This is a genomic window from Micromonospora cremea (genome assembly GCF_900143515.1).
GTDB lineage: Bacteria > Actinomycetota > Actinomycetes > Mycobacteriales > Micromonosporaceae > Micromonospora > Micromonospora cremea.
In genome coordinates, this window is sequence record NZ_FSQT01000002.1 from 4,402,970 (window position 1) to 4,420,394 (window position 17,425).

16 protein-coding genes are annotated in these 17,425 nt (G+C 75.0%); 10 read left to right on the forward strand and 6 right to left on the reverse strand.

The window, feature by feature from the left end:
• Positions 1-12: 12 nt before the first annotated feature.
• Complete coding sequence (locus tag BUS84_RS34125; RefSeq protein WP_074318459.1) at positions 13-1,446, reverse strand: aldehyde dehydrogenase family protein; 1,434 nt, start codon at positions 1,444-1,446, stop codon at positions 13-15.
• Positions 1,447-1,518: 72 nt separating this feature from the next.
• Here BUS84_RS34125 and BUS84_RS34130 point away from each other — a divergent pair, with 72 nt between their 5' ends.
• Positions 1,519-3,126, forward strand: a complete 1,608-nt coding sequence (locus tag BUS84_RS34130; RefSeq protein WP_074318460.1) for a phytoene desaturase family protein — start codon at positions 1,519-1,521, stop codon at positions 3,124-3,126.
• Positions 3,127-3,176: 50 nt separating this feature from the next.
• On the opposite strand, the gene BUS84_RS34135 is transcribed toward BUS84_RS34130, so the two are convergent.
• From BUS84_RS34135 to BUS84_RS34145, 3 genes are all read right to left on the reverse strand, one after another.
• On the reverse strand, positions 3,177-3,944 hold the full coding sequence (locus BUS84_RS34135) for a polyprenol monophosphomannose synthase (protein WP_074319329.1): 768 nt from the start codon (positions 3,942-3,944) through the stop codon (positions 3,177-3,179).
• 145 nt (positions 3,945-4,089) lie between these two features.
• Complete coding sequence (locus BUS84_RS34140) at positions 4,090-5,091, reverse strand: SDR family oxidoreductase (RefSeq protein ID WP_074318461.1); 1,002 nt, start codon at positions 5,089-5,091, stop codon at positions 4,090-4,092.
• Positions 5,088-5,516: an SRPBCC family protein gene (locus BUS84_RS34145; RefSeq protein ID WP_342199272.1), complete on the reverse strand. Its 429-nt coding sequence runs from the start codon at positions 5,514-5,516 to the stop codon at positions 5,088-5,090. The genes BUS84_RS34140 and BUS84_RS34145 overlap by 4 nt, the downstream gene beginning before the upstream one ends.
• A 172-nt stretch (positions 5,517-5,688) precedes the next feature.
• Between BUS84_RS34145 and BUS84_RS34150 the strand changes: the two genes are divergently transcribed.
• The 8 genes from BUS84_RS34150 to BUS84_RS34185 are packed head-to-tail and all read left to right on the forward strand — an operon-like array spanning position 5,689 to position 14,439.
• Positions 5,689-7,368, forward strand: a complete 1,680-nt coding sequence (locus tag BUS84_RS34150) for an HAD-IIIA family hydrolase (protein ID WP_074318463.1) — start codon at positions 5,689-5,691, stop codon at positions 7,366-7,368.
• Positions 7,365-8,339: a glycosyltransferase gene (locus tag BUS84_RS34155; RefSeq protein WP_074318464.1), complete on the forward strand. Its 975-nt coding sequence runs from the start codon at positions 7,365-7,367 to the stop codon at positions 8,337-8,339. Before BUS84_RS34150 ends, BUS84_RS34155 begins: the two co-directional genes overlap by 4 nt.
• Positions 8,324-9,541 carry a glycosyltransferase gene (locus BUS84_RS34160; RefSeq protein WP_074318465.1) on the forward strand — a complete coding sequence of 406 codons (1,218 nt, stop codon included), beginning with the start codon at positions 8,324-8,326 and terminating at the stop codon, positions 9,539-9,541. The genes BUS84_RS34155 and BUS84_RS34160 overlap by 16 nt, the downstream gene beginning before the upstream one ends.
• The gene (locus BUS84_RS34165; protein WP_074319331.1) at positions 9,538-10,239 is read left to right on the forward strand and encodes a D-sedoheptulose-7-phosphate isomerase; all 702 of its coding nucleotides are present in this window, start codon (positions 9,538-9,540) and stop codon (positions 10,237-10,239) included. Before BUS84_RS34160 ends, BUS84_RS34165 begins: the two co-directional genes overlap by 4 nt.
• A 31-nt stretch (positions 10,240-10,270) precedes the next feature.
• Complete coding sequence (locus tag BUS84_RS34170) at positions 10,271-11,824, forward strand: PfkB family carbohydrate kinase (RefSeq protein ID WP_425293514.1); 1,554 nt, start codon at positions 10,271-10,273, stop codon at positions 11,822-11,824.
• Positions 11,821-12,522, forward strand: coding sequence for an SDR family oxidoreductase (locus BUS84_RS34175; protein WP_074319330.1), 702 nt, complete (start codon positions 11,821-11,823; stop codon positions 12,520-12,522). Before BUS84_RS34170 ends, BUS84_RS34175 begins: the two co-directional genes overlap by 4 nt.
• Positions 12,519-13,472 (forward strand): glycosyltransferase family 9 protein, encoded by a 954-nt coding sequence (locus BUS84_RS34180; protein WP_074318467.1) that lies wholly within the window; start codon positions 12,519-12,521, stop codon positions 13,470-13,472. The genes BUS84_RS34175 and BUS84_RS34180 overlap by 4 nt, the downstream gene beginning before the upstream one ends.
• Entirely contained in the window at positions 13,456-14,439 is a 984-nt protein-coding gene (locus BUS84_RS34185; protein ID WP_074318468.1) for a DNA topoisomerase IB, read from the forward strand. The genes BUS84_RS34180 and BUS84_RS34185 overlap by 17 nt, the downstream gene beginning before the upstream one ends.
• A 45-nt stretch (positions 14,440-14,484) precedes the next feature.
• Here the strand turns inward: BUS84_RS34185 and BUS84_RS34190 are convergent, their stop codons facing one another.
• A complete protein-coding gene (locus BUS84_RS34190; protein ID WP_208869795.1) occupies positions 14,485-15,246 on the reverse strand; it encodes a TetR/AcrR family transcriptional regulator in 762 nt (253 codons plus the stop codon).
• Between the two features lie 81 nt (positions 15,247-15,327).
• Between BUS84_RS34190 and BUS84_RS34195 the strand changes: the two genes are divergently transcribed.
• A complete protein-coding gene (locus tag BUS84_RS34195) occupies positions 15,328-16,929 on the forward strand; it encodes an MFS transporter (protein ID WP_074318470.1) in 1,602 nt (533 codons plus the stop codon).
• Here the strand turns inward: BUS84_RS34195 and BUS84_RS34200 are convergent.
• Positions 16,919-17,422 (reverse strand): hypothetical protein, encoded by a 504-nt coding sequence (locus tag BUS84_RS34200; protein WP_074318471.1) that lies wholly within the window; start codon positions 17,420-17,422, stop codon positions 16,919-16,921. The two genes, BUS84_RS34195 and BUS84_RS34200, sit on opposite strands and share 11 nt — an antisense overlap.
• Positions 17,423-17,425 lie beyond the last annotated feature (3 nt).

Genomic DNA, 17,425 nt, shown 5'->3' on the forward strand with positions numbered 1-17,425 from the left:
CGCCCGTACCGCTCACCAGTGCCCGCCGCCCGGCGCCTCGATGTGCACGGCCTTCGTGGCGGTGAACTCGTCCAGCAGCTCCGGGCCGTACCCGAAGCCCTGACCACTGGCCCGGCGCGGGTGCGCGGCGCCGCCCGGTGCGCCGCCGAACACTGAGTTGATCTTCACGGTTCCCACCGGCAGCTCCCGCCAGGCCCGCTGCGCGTGGCTCATCGACGCGGTCAGCACCGTGGCGGCCAGCCCGTACGGGGAGTCGGCGGCGCAGCGCAGGGCCTCGTCGAACGAGTCGACTACCACCACCGGCGCGACCGGCCCGAACGTCTCCTCCCGTACCAGTGGCATGTCGTGCCGGCAGTCGGTCACCACCGTGGCCGGGTAGAACGCTCCCGGCCCGTCCGGCAGCTCCCCGCCGGTACGCACCTGCGCGCCGTCCGCCACCGCCGCGGTCACCTGCCCGTGCACGTGGTCGCGGTGCCGCCGGTCGACCAGTGGGCCCAGCTCGGTGCCCGGGTCGCGGCCCGGGCCGGCCCGCAGTGCGTCGGCCCGCTGCACGAGCGCCGCCACGAAGTCCTCGGCCACCTCCCGGTGCACGTAGATCCGCTCCACCGCGACGCAGATCTGCCCGGCGTTGGCGAACGCGCCGAGTGCGGCCTGACCGGCCGCCCAGCTGGCGTCGACACCCGCGTCGACGACCAGGGGATCACTGCCGCCGTTCTCCAACAGCACCTTCGCGCCGGTGCGGGCCGCGGCGGCGGCGATCGCGCGCCCGGTCGCGGTGGAGCCGACGTGCGCGACCACGTCCACCTCCTGTCCGGCCAGCGCGGCACCGACCTCCGGGCCACCGGTGAGCAGCGACAGCACGCCGGCCGGCAGCGCCTGGTCCAGGGCCCGGGCCAGCAACCAGCCCGTCGCCGGGGTCCGTTCGCTGGGCTTGTAGAGCACCACGTTGCCGGTGACCAGGGCCGCGCCCAGCAACCCGCAGGAGACCGCCACCGGGTCGTTCCATGGCGTGATCGCGGCGACCACGCCACGCGGCTGCGGGGTTATGAAGTCCAGCGCGTCCGGTTCGCCGTGCAGCGTCCGCCCGCCGCGCAGCGGGGCCAGCTCGGCGTACTGTCGCAGGGTGCCAATGCCCGCCTCGACACCACCGCGGGCGTCCGCCAGCGGCTTGCCCATCTCCGCGGTGACCGCCGCGGCCAGTTCCTCAGCAACCGCCTCGACCGCGTCCGCGGCCCGGTGCACCGCCGCCGCCCGCGTGGCCGGCGCGGTCGACGCCCACTCCGCCGCCGCTTCGCGTGCCGCCGCCACCGCCTTGCCGACCTCGTCGGCCGTGGCCACCGGCACCGAACTGACCGGCGAACCGTCCGCCGGGTCATTGACGACCAGCTCGCCGCCTCCACCGCCCGCGCCCCACACCCCGCCCATCAACTGCGCAACCGTGTACATGCGACGCTGGATGCCCCGGCCCCGGCGAGGCAAACGCGTTTCGCCCGGTTGTGCGCCGGGTAGGCGGATCGGATGACTACCACCGGCGCGGAGAGCGCGGACGCCGTCGTCGTCGGCGCCGGCCACAACGGCCTGGTAGCGGCCAACCTGCTGGCGGACGCCGGTTGGGACGTGGTGGTGCTGGAGGCGACCGCCGTGCCCGGCGGCGCGGTCCGCTCCGCCGAGGTGACCGCGCCCGGCTACCTCAGCGACCTCTACAGCTCCTTCTACCCCCTCGGGTACGCCTCGCCCGTGCTGGCGGGCCTCGACCTGGACCGGTACGGGCTGTCCTGGCGGCACTCGCCGGACGTGCTGGCGCACCTGCTGCCGGACGGCCGCGCCGCGGTGATCAACCGGGACCCGGACGTCACCGCCGCCTCGCTGGAGCGGTTCGCCCCCGGTGACGGCAAGCGCTGGCTGAACGCGTACACCGACTGGCTCGAGGTGGCCGAGCCGATGCTGACGACGATCACCACGCCGTTCCCACCGCTGCGGGGCGGGCTGGCTCTGCTGCGGCGGATGCGGGTCGCCGGAGCGCTGCGACTGGCCCGGCGGCTGGTGGTGCCGGTCCGCAAGCTCGGCGACGAACTCTTCGCCGGGGACGGCGGGCAGGCGCTGCTGGCCGGCTGCGCCCTGCACACCGACCTGTCCCCGGAGGAGGCCGGCTCCGGGGTGTACGGCTGGCTGCTGGCCATGCTCGGTCAGCAGGTCGGCTGGCCGGTGCCCGACGGCGGCGCGCAGCAGATCACCAACGCGCTGGTGGCCCGGCTCCAGGAGCGCGGCGGCCGGATCGTCTACGGCGCCCGGGTCGACCGGGTGCTCACCGCCCGGGGCCGGGCGATGGGGGTGCGCACGGACGGCGGCACGCTCTGGCGGGCCCGGCGGGCGGTGCTCGCCGACGTGCCGGCGCCGGCGCTCTACCTCGACCTGGTCGGCGCGGCGGCGCTGCCGACGCGGCTGGTGGAGGACCTGGCGCACTTCCGGTGGGACGGCTCGACGCTGAAGGTCGACTGGGCGCTCTCCGCGCCGCTGCCGTGGACGAACCGGGAGGTGACCGGCGCCGGCACCGTGCACCTCGGCGCGGACCTGGACGGGCTCACCCGCTACTCCGGTGAGCTGGCCCGCGGCGAGCTGCCGCGCGACCCGTTCCTGCTGCTCGGGCAGATGTCGGTGGCCGACCCGAGCCACTCCCCGCCGGGCACCGAGTCGCTCTGGTCGTACACGCACCTGCCGTTCCGCCGGCACTGGCGGGCCGAGGACGTCGCCGGGCACGTCCAGCGGATGGAGGACGTGCTGGAGGCGGCCGCACCGGGTTTCCGGCAGCTCATCGTCGGCCGGCACGTGGCCGGTCCGGCCGACCTGGAGAAGGGCAATCCGAGCCTGGTCGGCGGCACGCTCGGCGGTGGCACCGCGGCCGCGTACCAGCAGCTGTTCCTGCGCCCGATCCCCGGCCTGGGCCGGGCGGACACCCCGGTGGACCGGCTCTTCCTGGCCAGCGCGTCGGCGCATCCCGGCGGCGGGGTGCACGGCGCACCCGGCGCGAACGCGGCCCGCGCGGCGCTCGCGCGCGACCGCGCGCTCACCGGTCGCGCGTACGCCGCCGCCATCGCCACCGCACACCGCGCCGTCTACCCCGACTGATCCGCCGCGCCCCGGCCGGCCCGCCCCAACGGGGCGTGCCGAGGGACGGGTCAGCTGGTGATGTTGCGGTGCTTGCTGCGCAGGCGGAACGGCATCAGCGCACTCTCGATCTTGGTGGCGGTGGTCATCTTGGACTCCCCGTCGCGCCGCTCCTCGAAGCGGATCGGCACCTCCAGGATCGTGTGCCCCAGCTTGGTGGCCAGGTAGTGCATCTCCACCTGGAAGCTGTAGCCGTTGGACTGCACCCGGTCCAGGCCGATGTCCCGCAGCGCGTCCGCCCGCCAGATCTTGAAGCCGGCGGTCAGGTCCCGGATCCGCACCCGCAGCAGCGTGTGCACGTAGAGGTTCGCCCAACCGCTCAGCGCCCGGCGGTACAGCGGCCAGTTCTCGTCCAGCTCGCCACCGGGCACGTACCGGGAACCGATCACCACGCCGGCCTGGGTGGAGAGCAGCGCGCCCAGCATCCCCGGCAGCGCCGCCGGCGGGTGGGACAGGTCGGCGTCCATCTGCGCCACGTACTCGGCGCCGCTGTCGAGCGCCCGGCTCATCCCGTCCACGTAGGCCCGGCCCAGGCCCTCCTTGCCGGCCCGGTGCACCACCTCGATCCGGTCCGGGTGCTCGATGGCCAACTTGTCGGCCACCTCGCCCGTGCCGTCGGGGGAGTTGTCGTCGGCAACGAGGATGCGCAGCCCCGGCAGCGGCAGTGCGAGCAGCCGCTCGACCAGCGCCGGGAGGTTGCCCGCCTCGTTGTAGGTGGGCACCACGACGGTCAGGCGCGCGTCCCGCCACGGCGACGGCAGCTGCACGGGCTCGATCATGTCGGACATCCTCGGTTTGCGGACAGGGCTACCTGAGAGGGTAGCCAGTTGCCACATCCGGGTTGAAAAGACTCCCCTTCCGGGCGTTGCGGACGGTGCCCCTCCGCCGCGTGCGAGCCCTGCCCCGCTGGTGCGGAGGCGCAGGTCAGCGCGGGCGCCGAGCGGCGGCGGCGAGGGCCAGCGCCACGCCGGCGAGCGCGACACCGGACAGCGCCGGCTTGTGGGTGCCGACCCAGAGCGCCGCCGAGCGACTGCGCGCCCGGTCGGTGAAGACGCCCGCCGCGCCCCGGTCCCGGTCCGCGTCGCAGGGGTGGTCGAGATTGTCCCGCCAGGTGGCCCGGTCGATCTCCGCGCCGGTCTGCTGGCTGTCGTACCCGTCCCGGGCCAGCTTGCGGTCCAGCAGGCCGGGGATCAGGATGTCGCCCAGTCGGGCACGCCAGGTCGGGCCGCCCACGTTCAGCTCCCGGGTGCCATGGTCGGCGGCCCAGACGATGGCCCGCGCGGCCACCTCCGGCGCGAAGATCGGCGGCACCGGCTGCGGATGGCGGGGCAGCCGGGTGCGCACCCAGGAGAACTGCGGCGTGTTCACCGCGGGCAGCTGCACCATCGACAGCTTCACCCCCGGGCAGTCGTGCAGCAGCTCGGCCCGCAGCGAGTCGTTGAAACCCTGGATGGCGTGCTTGCTCGCGCAGTACGCCGACTGCAGCGGAATCCCCCGGTAGGCCAGCGCCGAGCCCACCTGCACGATCGCGCCGCGGCCGTGCGCGCGCATGTGCCGCAGCGCCGCCAGGGTGCCGTGCACCGTGCCCAGGTAGGTGACCTCGGTGACCCGGCGGAACTCGCGTGCCGGGATCTCCCACGCCGGCGCGAACACCGACACCATCGCGTTGTTGATCCACACGTCGATGCGGCCCCACCGGTGCACCACGTCGTCGCCGGCCTGCTGCACCGCACCCGCGTCGGCGACGTCGACCCGGTACACGCGTACGTCGGTGGCGCCACACCGCCGGCACTCCCGCTCGGCGGCGGCCAGGCCCGCCTCGCCCCGGGCCAACAGCGCCAGCCGGGCGCCCCGGGCCGCGTACGCGTGTGCGACCGCCCGGCCGACGCCGGCGCTCGCGCCGGTCACCACCACGGTCTGCGTCACGGCGCACCCTTCTGCCGGGTGGCGATGTCGGCGAGCCGGTTCAGCGTCTCCCGGTTACGCAGGTGCAGCACGAGATCATTTATCTTGGTGCGGACCCAGCGCAGCGGACCGGCGGCGAAGTCCTCCCCGATGCGGACCCGGGTGGCGCCCTCGCCGACCGGTTCCAGGGTGAAGGCCACGATCGCCTCGCCGGCCGGCCAGAGACCGGCCCGGAGCACCAGCCGGTGCGGTGGCTCGCAGACCAGCACGGTCGAGGCGTCCTGCAACGAGAACGGCCACGGCCCGGCCCGGTGGTGCAGCTGACTGCCCACCCGGGGCCAGGCCTCGTCCACGTCCCGGACGTGCGCGGTGCCGACCACCCAGTCGCTGTACGTCCACCCGTCGGCCAGCACGTCGAACACCTGCTGCGGGGAAGCGTCGATCACTTTCTCCACAATCGCCACTGGACTCCCATACCCCGACGGCACGGCGGCTAACGGGCCAGCGGGTTAGCTTCTCCGGGGCGGCGGGTAAGGCCGACGCGGGGCGCCGCCGGCGGCGCTGGCCCACCGCGCCGACGCCACGTTTACTCCTCGGGGCGCAGGGAACCCGCCGCCTGTGCGACAGGACCAGGAGGATCCGGATCAGCGCAGGTCAGCCCGGGTGTACGCCGGTGCTGGCCGGGCCGGTTCGGGGCCTGTCAAGGGCACCCGCCCCGTCCTGTACGACGCGGTGCTGCTGGACCGGGACGGCACCCTGATCGAGGACGTGCCGTACAACGGTGACCCGGAGAAGGTGCGGCCGGTGCCGGGGGCGCGAGCCGCGCTGGACCGGCTGCGGGCCGCCGGGCTGCGGCTGGCGGTGGTGACGAACCAGTCCGGCCTGGCCCGGGGGTACTTCAGCGAGGAGCAGATGCGGGCGGTGCACGCCCGGATCGAGGAGCTGCTAGGGCGCTTCGACGCGTGGCTGGTCTGCCCGCACGACGACACGGACGGGTGTGACTGCCGAAAGCCCGCCCCCGGCCTGGTGCACGCCGCCGCACGGGAGCTCGGCACGAGCGCGTCGCGCTGCGTGCTGGTGGGCGACATCGGCCGGGACGTGGCCGCCGCGATGGCGGCGGGGGCGGCGGGGGTGCTGGTGCCCACCCCGATGACCCGACCGGAGGAGATCGCCGCCGCCGGGTGGCTGGCCAGCGATCTACCGGCGACGGTGGACGAGATCCTGCGCCGCCAGCAGGCGGTGCACGCCGTGCCGGGTCCGACCGGCGAGCGGGTGGGAACAACGCTGGTGGTGCGGTCGGACTCGGCCGGGGACATGCTGGTCACCGGGCCGGCGGTCCGCGCCGTCGCGGCCGGCGCGCAGCGGGTGGTGCTGCTCTGCGGGCCACGCGGACGCGCCGCCGCCGACCTGCTGCCCGGCGTCGACGAGATCATCGAGCATCCGCTGCCGTGGATCGACCCCACTCCGGCGCCGGTCGACCCGGACGCCATGCGGACCCTGACCGCGCGCCTCGCCGCGGTCGGCGCGGACGAGGCGGTGGTGTTCACCTCGTTCCACCAGTCCGCCCTGCCGCTGGCGCTGCTGCTGCGGATGGCGGGGATCCGCCGGATCGCCGCGATCAGCGACGACTACCCGGGTGCCCTGCTCGACGTCCGCCACCGGGTACCCGTCGGCGTCCCCGAGCCGGAACGTGCCCTCTCCCTCGCCGCCGCCGCCGGCCACCGGCTGCCCGTCGGCGACGAACCCGTGCTCCGGCTGCGGCAGGACGCCCTGCCGCCCCGCCCGGCCGACATCGGTGACCCCGGCTACGTGGTGCTGCATCCCGGCTCGGACGCGTCGAGCCGGGCCTGCCCGCCCGAACTGGCGGCCCGGATCGCCGAGGCGCTGACCGCCGCCGGGCACCGGGTGCTGGTCACCGGCGGCCCCGACGAGCGTGACGTCACGGCCCGGGTCGCGGCGGCCGGCGGCACCGACCTGGGTGGCCGGACGGACCTGCCCGGGTTGGCCGCGATCGTCGCCGACGCCGGCGCGGTGGTGGTCGGCAACACCGGGCCGGCGCACCTGGCCGCCGCGGCCGGGGTGCCGGTGGTGAGTCTCTTCGCGCCGACCGTCCCTTTCGGGCAGTGGGCGCCCTACCGGGTGCCCACCGTCCGGCTCGGCGACGCCGGCGCGCCCTGCCGGGACACCCGGGCGGCCAGTTGCCCGGTGCCCGGTCATCCCTGCCTGAGCGGCATCGACCCGGCCGAGGTGGTCGAGGCGGTGCGGGTGCTGGCCGGCAGCGGTGGTGACGGCCGATGAACGTCCTGCTCTGGCACGTGCACGGCTCCTGGACCACGTCGTTCGTGCACGGCAGCCACCGCTACCTGATCCCCACCACACCCGACCGCGGCCCCTACGGCCTCGGCCGTGCCCGCACCTACCCCTGGCCCGACAGCGCCGTCGAGGTCGCGCCCGCCGACCTGCCCGGCACCGACGTCGACCTGGTGATCCTGCAACGCCCCGAGGAGGTCGACCTCGCCGAGGAGTGGCTGGGCCGCCGCCCCGGCCGGGACGTGCCGGCCATCTACGTTGAACACAACACGCCCAAGGGCGACGTGCCCAACACCCGGCACCCGATGGCCGGACGCGACGACCTGCTCATCGCCCACGTCACCGGGTTCAACCAGATCTTCTGGGACACCGGCGCCACCCGCACCACGGTGGTCGACCACGGGATCGTCGCCCCCGCCGTGTCGTACACCGGTGAGCTGGACCGGCTCGCCGTGGTGATCAACGAGCCGGTCCGGCGGGGCCGGGTCACCGGCACGGACCTGCTGCCCCGATTCGCCGAGATCGCACCGCTGGACGTGTTCGGCATGGGCGTCGCCGGTCTGGCCGACCACCTCGGCCTGCCCGCCGACCGGCTCACCAGCCACGACGACGTGCCCCAGGACCGGATGCACGCCGAACTGGCCCGGCGGCGCGCGTACCTGCACCTGTGCCGGTGGACCTCGCTCGGGCTCAGCCTCATCGAGGCGATGGCGATCGGCATGCCGGTCGTCGCGCTCGCCACCACCGAGGCGGTGACGGCGTTGCCCCCGGCGGCGGGGGCTCTCGCCACCCGGATGGACACCCTGCTCGACGCCGCCCGTCATTTCATCGCCGAGCCGGCGGCCGCGCGTCAGGCCGGCGCGGCGGCACGGACGGCCGCGCGTGACAGGTACGGCCTCGACCGTTTCCTCGCTGACTGGGACCGGCTGCTGGAGGAGGAAATATGCGGATCGCGATGATCTCGGAGCACGCCAGCCCGCTCGCCATCCTCGGAGGGGAGGACGCCGGCGGCCAGAACACGCACGTTGCGGAGCTGTCCGCCGCGCTCGCCGACGCCGGGCACGAGGTGCGGGTCTACACCCGCCGGGACGCTCTCGACCTGCCGGTGACCGTCCGCAGCCCGGACGGGTACGACGTGGTGCACGTGCCGGCCGGTCCGGCCGAGCCGGTGGCCAAGGACGCGCTGCTGCCACACATGCGGGAGTTCGGCCGGTGGCTGGTGGAGCGGTGGCGGGGCGGGGACTGGATGCCCGAGGTGATCCACGCGCACTTCTGGATGAGTGGCCTGGCCGCGTTGAACGCCGGCCGGCAGACCGGCGTTCCGGTGGTGCAGACGTACCACGCGCTGGGCACCGTGAAGCGCCGCTACCAGGGCGTGCAGGACACCAGCCCGGCCCGGCGGATCTCCTACGAGCGGGAGTTGGGCCGCTCGGTGGACCGGGTCATCGCGCAGTGCCGCGACGAGGTCGGTGAGCTGGTCCGGATGGGGGTGCCCCGGTCCCGGATGACCGTCGTGCCCTCCGGGGTCAACCTCGCCTCGTTCGCCCCGCTCGGGCCGACCGCGGACCGCGAGCCGGGCCGGCCCCGGATCCTGACCGTGGGCCGGTTGGTCGAGCGCAAGGGCTTCCAGACGGTGGTCCGCGCGATGGCGCTGGTGCCGGACGCCGAGTGCGTGGTGGTGGGCGGGCCGCCCGAGGGGCTGCTGGAGACCGACCCGTACGCCCGGCGGCTGCGGGCGCTGGCCGAGTCTTGTGGGGTGGCCGACCGGGTACGCCTGGTCGGCGCGGTGCCCCGGGAGGAGATGGGCCGCTGGTACCGCTCGGCGGACCTGCTGGTCGCCGCCCCCTGGTACGAGCCGTTCGGGTTGACTCCGCTGGAGGCGATGGCCTGCGGGGTGCCGGTGGTCGGCACCGCCGTGGGCGGCATCCGGGACACCGTGGTCGACGGGACGACGGGTGATCTCGTGCCGGCCCGCGACCCGCGTGCCCTGGCCACGGCGATCCAGCGGCTGCTCGACGATCGCATCCGGCGCTTCCGGTACGCCACCGCCGCGCATGAGCGGGCCCGGTCGCGGTACTCGTGGGCGGCCACGGCCGAGCGGCTGGCGGAGCTCTACGGCGAGGTGACCGCCGTGCGCCGGCCGACCCGGGTGGTGGCCTGATGCCGGCGGGCAGCCTGCTCGACACCCACCTGACGAACCTCGCCGCGGCGCTGGTGCCCTACCGGCGGTGCGAGTCGCAGCTGGCGCGCTGGGGTGCGGAGCTGGCGCACCGGCTGGCGGCCGGCGGGCGGTTGCTGGTCGCCGGCAACGGCGGCAGCGCAGCCGAAGCCCAACACCTCACCGCCGAACTCGTCGGCAAGCTCCACGACGACCGTCAGCCGCTGTCCGCCATCGCCCTGCACGCCGAGACCAGCGCGGTGACCGCCATCGCCAACGACTACGGCTACGCCGACGTCTACGCCCGCCAGGTCCGTGCCCACGGCCGGCCCGGCGACATCCTGCTGCTGCTCAGCACCAGCGGCACCAGCGCCAACCTGCTCACCGCCGCGCACGCCGCCCGGGACGGCGGCCTCACCACCTGGGCGCTCACCGGGCCCGCCCCCAACCCGCTCGCCGACGCCTGCGCCGACGCTCTCGCCGTCGCGTCCGCCGATTCCCAGGTCGTCCAGGAACTGCACCTCGTCACCAGCCACCTGCTCTGCGAATACCTCGAGCAGGAGTTGCCGGCCGCGCTGGCCGCTTCCACCCGGCACGCGCCGGCCGAGCCCGCACCGGCCGGTCGGCTCCCGTCCGGGCCGGTGCGTACCGGCGTCGAGGTGGTGCTCGACGGCGGGACCGGACAGCAGGTCGACGCGTGAGGATGAGGAGGAAAGCGTGAGGGGACCCGTGGTGGTGGTCGGGGACACCCTGCTCGACCGGGACGTGGAAGGGGCCGTGAACCGGCTCTGCCCGGACTCCCCGGTGCCCGTGCTCGACGAGACGGCGGCCACCGACCGGCCCGGTGGCGCCGGCCTGGCGGCGGTCTTCGCCGCCGCGCAGGGCGCCGAGGTGGTGCTGGTGACCGCGCTCGCCGACGACGCCGGTGGCGCCCGGCTCAGCGCGTTGCTCGCCGCCGCCGGCGTGCAGGTGTACCCGCTGGCCCTGTCCGGCGCGACCCCGGAGAAGATCCGGCTGCGGGCCCGCGGCCGGGTGCTGCTGCGCCACGACCGCGGTGGCGCACCCGGCGAACCGGGCCAGCCCTCCGACGAGGTGCTACGGGTGATCGGCGCGGCGTCGGCGGTGCTGGTCAGCGACTACGGCCGGGGGGTGGCCCGCCAGCCCGCGCTGCGCGCCGCGCTGGCCGCCACCCGCGCCCCGGTGGTGTGGGACCCGCATCCGCGCGGACCAGCGGCGGTGCCCGGCGTGCACCTGGCCACCCCGAACGAGTCGGAGGTGCGCGAGCTGGTCCCCGCGCTGCCCGGGGCGTCCCGCCTGGCGACCGCCTCCCGGGGAGCGCAGGGCCTGCGCCGGCGCTGGCGGGCCGGCGCCGTCGCGGTGACGCTGGGCGGGGACGGCGCGCTGCTCTGCCACGCCGGGTCGACGCCGCTGGTGGTGCCCACCGCGGGCAGCGCCGAGGGGGACACCTGCGGCGCCGGCGACCGGTTCGCGGCCGCCGCCAGTCTCGCGCTGGCCCAGGGCGCGCTGGTCTCCGAGGCGGTTCAGGCGGCGGTCGCCGAGGCGTCCGCGTACGTGGCGGGCGGGGGAGTGGCCGCGGTCCTGCCGCCGCCGGTTCGTCCGGTGAGCGGGCGGAGTGAGCCGGGGTTGCGAGCCCCGCAGTCGCGAATGAACGGCGGATGGGTGCCCACCGGCGTGGTCGGCCTGGGCGGTGACCGGGTGGGCGTGGCGGCGGTCGCCGCGCTGCTCGCCGACGTACGTGCCGCCGGTGGCACGGTGGTGGCGACCGGAGGTTGCTTCGACCTGCTGCACGCCGGGCACGTGGCCACCCTCCAGACCGCCCGGCAGCTCGGCGACTGCCTGATCGTCTGCCTCAACTCCGACGCCAGCGTGGCCGGGTTGAAGGGGCCGGACCGGCCGGTGATGTCCGAGGGCGACCGCGGCCGATTGCTGGCCGCGCTGAGCTGCGTTGACGCGGTCATGATCTTCGACGAGCCGACCCCGCACGCGGCGCTGTCCTGGCTGCGCCCGGACATCTGGGTCAAGGGCGGGGACTACGCCACCGGCGGCGGTGACGCCGGGACGCTGCCCGAGGCGGAGGTCCTGCGCCGCTGGGGCGGGCACACGGTGGTGGTGCCCTACCTGGACGGCCGGTCCACCACCGACATGATCGCCCGCTCCGGCGGAGGGCACGCCACCGGCGCGTGCTGCGCGACCGGCCACCCGGCGGAGCCGGCCCGCGCCGCAGCCCCGTCGCCGGTGACGCGCGGCGGGGAGTGGACCCGATGAGCGCCGCGTCGCCCGGCGCCGGGCCCACCATCCTGGTCACCGGCGGGTCCAGCGGCCTCGGCGCGGCGGTGGTCGCCGCGGTGGTCTCCTCCGGTGGCCGGCCGCTCGTGCTGGACCGCCAGCCGCCGGTCGACGGGGTGTCCTGGACCGAGTGCGACCTGGCCGACACCCGGGCCGCCGAGGTGGCCACCCACCACCTCGCCGAGCAGGCGGGCGGCCTGGACGCGGTGGTCACCGCCGCCGGCATGGACGTGCCGGGTCGACTCGCCGACGTGCCGGGGGAGACCTGGGACCGGATCGTCGCCGTCGACCTGCTGGCCACCGCCGCGGTGATCCGGGCCGCCCTACCGTTCCTGCAGGAGTCCCGGGGTCGCATCGTCACCGTCGCCTCGACCCTGGGAGTCAAGGCGGTCAGCGACGCCACCGCGTACTGCGCGGCGAAGTTCGGCGTGGTCGGCTTCACCCGCGCCCTCGCCGCCGAACTCGCCGGTCAGGTCGGCGTCACCCTGCTCATCCCGGGCGGGATGCGCACCGCGTTCTTCGACGAGCGGGACCCCCAGTACAAGCCGGGGCCGGACGCCAACCTCAACGATCCCGCCGACACCGCCGCCGCCGTCATGTACGCGCTCAACCAGCCGCCCGGCTGCGCCATACGCGAGATGGTGGTCTGCGCCGAGCAGGAGACCTCGTACCCGTGATCCTCGTCCTGCGCGCCCTCGGCGTCGGCGACCTGGTCACCGCGGTGCCCGCGCTGCGGGCGCTGCGGACCGCGTACCCCGGTCGGGAGCTGACGCTCGCCGCACCCGCCTGGCTGGCCCCGCTGGTCGACCTGGTCGGCGGCGTCGACCGGCTGGTGGACACCGCCGGGCTGGATGGCCCGGCCTGGTCGGGCCCGCCCCCCCCGGAGGTCGCGGTCAACCTGCACGGGCGTGGCCCGCAGTCGCACCGGCTGCTCGCCGCGGCCCGCCCCGGACGCCTGCTCGCCTTCGCCAACACGGACGCCGATTTCGCCGACGGCCCGCCGTGGGCCGACGAGCACGAGGTGGACCGGTGGTGCCGCCTGCTGACGTGGTACGGCATCCCGGCCGACCGCACCGACCTCGCTCTGCGCCGCCCCGGCCCGGCTGGGCAGCCCACCGGGGCGACCGTGCTGCATCCCGGCGGCAAGATCCCCGCCAAGCGCTGGCCGGCCGAGCGGTTCGCCGCGCTGGCCCGGGCGCTCACCGACCGGGGGCACCGGGTGCTGCTCACCGGCTCGGCCGACGAACGCGCGCTGGCCGCCCGGGTGGCCGCCGCGTCCGGCCTGCCGCCGACCGCCGTGCTGGCCGGCCGGACCGACCTCGGGGCGCTCGCCGCGCTGGTCGCCAACGCCCGGTTGGTGGTCAGCGGGGACACCGGCGTGGCGCACCTGGCCACCGGGTACGGCACCGCCTCGGTGGTGCTCTTCGGGCCCGTGCCGCCGGACCACTGGGGGCCGCCGTCGGACCGTCCCCGGCACCGCGTGCTCTGGGCCGGCGCGGGTGATTGGCCCCGGTGGGACGGGGTGGGAAGCCACCCGACGTTGGCGGCCCTGCGGCTCGACGAGGTGCTGGCCGCCGTGGACGAGGTGGAACGGGTGGTGCGGATCTCCAGTGCGATTGCGGCGTAGTGATCCGGGCCGGCCAGGGTACGGGCGCCGCCGGCGCGGTAGGGGCTGGCACTTCGTCGATCCGAGCGGCGCCCCGGTCCGCGATCCCGATCAGCTGGCCCGACTGCGGGAGCTGGTCATCCCGCCGGCGTGGCAGAACGTCTGGATCTCGCCGTACCCGAACGGGCACATCCAGGCGACCGGCATCGACGCGGCCGGGCGCAAGCAGTACCTCTACCACCCACTGTGGCGGGAGAAGCAGGACGAGGCGAAGTTCGACCACATGCTGGAGGTGGCCCGGCGGCTGCCGGTGCTGCGGGAGCGGGTGGGGCGCGACCTCGGCGGCCGGGGCCTGGGCCGGGACCGGGTGCTGGCCACGGTGGCCCGGTTGCTGGACATGGGGATGTTCCGGGTCGGCAGCGACCAGTACGCGGCCGGCGACGAGCCCACGTTCGGGGTGTCCACCCTGCGTCCCGAGCACGCCCGGACCCGGGGCGGCTGCGTGGTCTTCGAGTTTCCGGCGAAGGGCGGCATCGAGCAGGTGCGCCGGATCCAGGACCCGGAGTTGTGCCAGGTGCTGACCAACCTGCGCCGCCGCCGGCGGCGGGCGGACCGGCTGTTCGGCTACTGGGACGGCCGGGAGTGGCGTGACGTGCGCAGTGACGAGGTCAATGGTTACCTGCGCGACGCCAGCGGCGGGGAGATGACCGCCAAGGACTTCCGCACCTGGCACGCCACGGTGCTCGCCGCGACCGAGTTGGCCACCGTCGGCCCGGGGCGCTCGATGACCGCTCGGCGCAAGGCGGTGGTCGCGGTGATGCGCGAGGTCGCCGAGCTGCTGGGCAACACCCCCACCGTGGCCCGGACGTCCTACGTGGACCCCCGGGTGGTGGACCTCTATCACGACGGGGTGGTGGCGCCGGTGGACCCGGAGGCGCCGCGCGAGGAGGCCGAACGGGTCGTGTTGGAGCTGCTGGAGAAGGCCTGACCGGCCCCGCCGACGATCCTGGGGGAGAGCGACGGGACCGGAGCCTCAGACCGCTCGCCGCCGGATCAGGGCTTCGATGCCGTCGAGGATCCGGTCGAGGCCGAAGGTGAACTCCTCGTCCGGGTCGTCGTCCTGGTTGAGCACACCGGAGGCGAGCACCCGGTGCAGCGCCGGGAAGCGGGCCGGGTCGATGAGCCGGCCCACCATCCGGGCGTACGCCGGCATCAACTCGCCCGGCTCGATGCCGGCGGCGCGGCTGCCCTCGGTGATCTGTGTGGTGAGCGTGGCGTCGTTGCGGACGTAACCGGTGATCAGCAGGAGTGCAGACATCCTCTCGCCCTCGGCCAGCGTGGTGCCGTCGAGGCAGCGCAGCCCGTCCTCCAGCCAGCCGAGCTGGTTGGGGGTGATCGGCGGGCCGGTGATCGGCACGTGCAGCAGCCAGGGCCGCTGCCGCAGCACGTCGTGTTCGGCCCAGGCCCAGCGGGTGAGGCCGGCGCGCCAGTCGGCGTCGGGTGCGGCGGGGCCGGGCGGCGGGCCGTACCCGGCGTCCACCATGAGCATCAGCAGCTCATCCTTCGAGCCGACGTACCGGTAGAGGGCCATGGTGGCGGCGCTCAACTCCTTGGCCACCCGGCTCATCGAGACGGCGGCCAGCCCGTCGACGTCGGCCACCCGCACGGCGGCGTCCACGATGCCGCTCACGGTCAAGCCCGGCCGGGGCCCCTTGGGCGCTCGCTCACGCAGCCCCCAGGCGCTCTCGATGGCCGGCGGGATCGCCGGACCGCTGTCGTCTTTCTTCGCCGCCACATGTCCTCCTTGCCTCGCCATCCTAGTTCTGCGTATGGTCTACGCATAACAGCGTACGTCATACGCAGAAGGAGTTCTCCCATGACAGTGACGACCGCACCGGCACCCCGCGCGGGCCGGCGGGAGTGGATCGGGTTCACGGTGCTGATGCTGCCGCTGCTCCTGGTCTCGATGGACGTGTCGGTGCTCTACTTCGCCGTCCCGTTCATCAGCGAGGAGCTGCGCCCCACCGGCACCCAGCAGCTCTGGATCTTCGACATCTACGGTTTCGTGCTGGCCGGGCTGCTGATCACCATGGGCGCCCTGGGTGACCGCATCGGCCGGCGTCGGCTGCTGCTGTTCGGCGCGGCCGCGTTCGGCGCGGCGTCCCTGCTGGCCGCGTACGCCGACAGCGCCGCGACGTTGATCGCCGCGCGCGCCGTGCTCGGCGTCGGCGGGGCCACCCTGATGCCCTCGACGCTCGCCCTGGTGCGCAACATGTTCCACGACGCCAAGCAGCGCGGCACCGCGATCGGCATCTGGACCGCCACGCTCACCGGTGGCATCGCGATCGGTCCGGTGCTCAGCGGCGTCCTGCTGGAGCACTTCTGGTGGGGCTCGATCTTCCTGATCAACATTCCAGCGATGGTGCTGCTGCTCCTGCTCGCCCCGATCCTGGTGCCCGAGTTCCGCAACCCGGGCGCCGGCCGGTTCGACCTGGTCAGCGCGCTGCTCTCGCTCGGCGCGCTGCTGCCGGTGATCTACGGCATCAAGGAGATGGCCCGTGCCGGCGTCAGCCTCCCGCGGGTGCTGGCCATCGTCGCCGGCCTGCTGGTCGGGGCGCTGTTCCTGCACCGGCAACGGACCCGGGCGTACCCGATGATCGATCTGGCGCTGTTTCGCCGCCGCGGCTTCGCGGGGTCGCTCGCGGTCAACCTGCTGGCGATGTTCGCCCTGGTCGGCTTCGCCATCTTCACCACCCAGTACCTCCAGCTGGTGCTCGGCCTGAGCCCGCTGCGGGCGGCACTGTGGAGCCTGGTGCCGTCACTGGCGGTGGGCGGGATCGCCCCGGCCGCCGCCGCGCTCGCCCAACGCGTCGAACGGGCGTACCTGATCGGGACGGGTTTCGGGATCGCCGTGCTCGGCTTCGTGGTGCTGACCCGGGTCACACCGGAGTCGCCGCTCTGGCTGCTGCTGCTCGGCGCCAGCATCTACGCCGCCGGGTTGGTGATGGTGATGTCGCTGGTCACCGAACTGGTCCTCGGTGCGGCGCCGCCGGAGCAGGCCGGTGTCGCCTCGGCGCTGACCGAGTCCAGCAGTGAGCTGGGCGGCGCGCTGGGGATGGCGATCCTGGGCAGCGTGGGCGCGACGGTCTACCGCCGCGAGGTCCTCGACGGCCTGCCCGCCGGAATGCCGGCGGACGCCCGCGACGCGGCCCGGGAGACGTTGGGCGGTGCGCTGGCGGTGGCCGAGGGGCTGCCGGCCGATCTGGGCGACGCCGTGCTGCACGCCGCCCGGCTCGCGTTCGCCGACGGGCTGCACCTCGCCGCGATCGCCGCCACGGTGGCGATGCTGCTGGGCGCGGTGACCGCGCTGGCCACGCTGCGCGGCACCGCGAGCAAGGGCCCCCTGTCAACGCCTGAGGCAGAGCAGGGGGCCCTTGTTGACGCGTCGTCGTCCGACGACTCGTCGGTCAGTCGTTGAGCACGTGCGCGAGGCGGTCGCGGAAGCGCCGCTCGGAGTCACTGACCGACTCGCCGCCCACCCCCAGCAGCCCGCCGCTGGAGGCGGCGCCGACCACCTGCTCGGCGATCTTCACCAGCCAGTGCTTGTACGCGCCCGCCGCACCCTCGTTGACCCGGGTCGCCAGCAGCGCGGCGGCCTCGGCGGCCCGCACCAGCACGTCGTCGATCATCGCGCGGGGGTCGGCCGGCGCGATGACCGGCAGTTCCTCGCCGGTCTCCGGGTCGCCGACCCGGGTCACGATCTCGCCGGCCACGGCGGCGACCAGCGGGCTGGCCGACTCCCGGCCGGCGGCGATGGTCTCCAACCCCGCCGCGTTCTCCGCCATGGTCCGGCGGGTGCCGTCGGACTCGGCGGCGCTCGCGGCGGTCAGCACCGACTGTGGCAGGCCGACCAGCAGCCCCCACTCCTCGTCGGAGAAACCGAAACCGGTGTACGCCGGCTGCTCGATCACGGC

Coding starts and splice junctions, on each gene's coding strand:
- BUS84_RS34125 (WP_074318459.1), bottom strand. CDS start 1,446: ATGTACACGGTTGCGCAGTTGATGGGCGGGGTGTGGGGCGCGGGCGGT.
- BUS84_RS34130 (WP_074318460.1), top strand. CDS start 1,519: ATGACTACCACCGGCGCGGAGAGCGCGGACGCCGTCGTCGTCGGCGCC.
- BUS84_RS34135 (WP_074319329.1), bottom strand. CDS start 3,944: ATGATCGAGCCCGTGCAGCTGCCGTCGCCGTGGCGGGACGCGCGCCTG.
- BUS84_RS34155 (WP_074318464.1), top strand. CDS start 7,365: ATGAACGTCCTGCTCTGGCACGTGCACGGCTCCTGGACCACGTCGTTC.
- BUS84_RS34160 (WP_074318465.1), top strand. CDS start 8,324: ATGCGGATCGCGATGATCTCGGAGCACGCCAGCCCGCTCGCCATCCTC.
- BUS84_RS34175 (WP_074319330.1), top strand. CDS start 11,821: ATGAGCGCCGCGTCGCCCGGCGCCGGGCCCACCATCCTGGTCACCGGC.
- BUS84_RS34195 (WP_074318470.1), top strand. CDS start 15,328: ATGACAGTGACGACCGCACCGGCACCCCGCGCGGGCCGGCGGGAGTGG.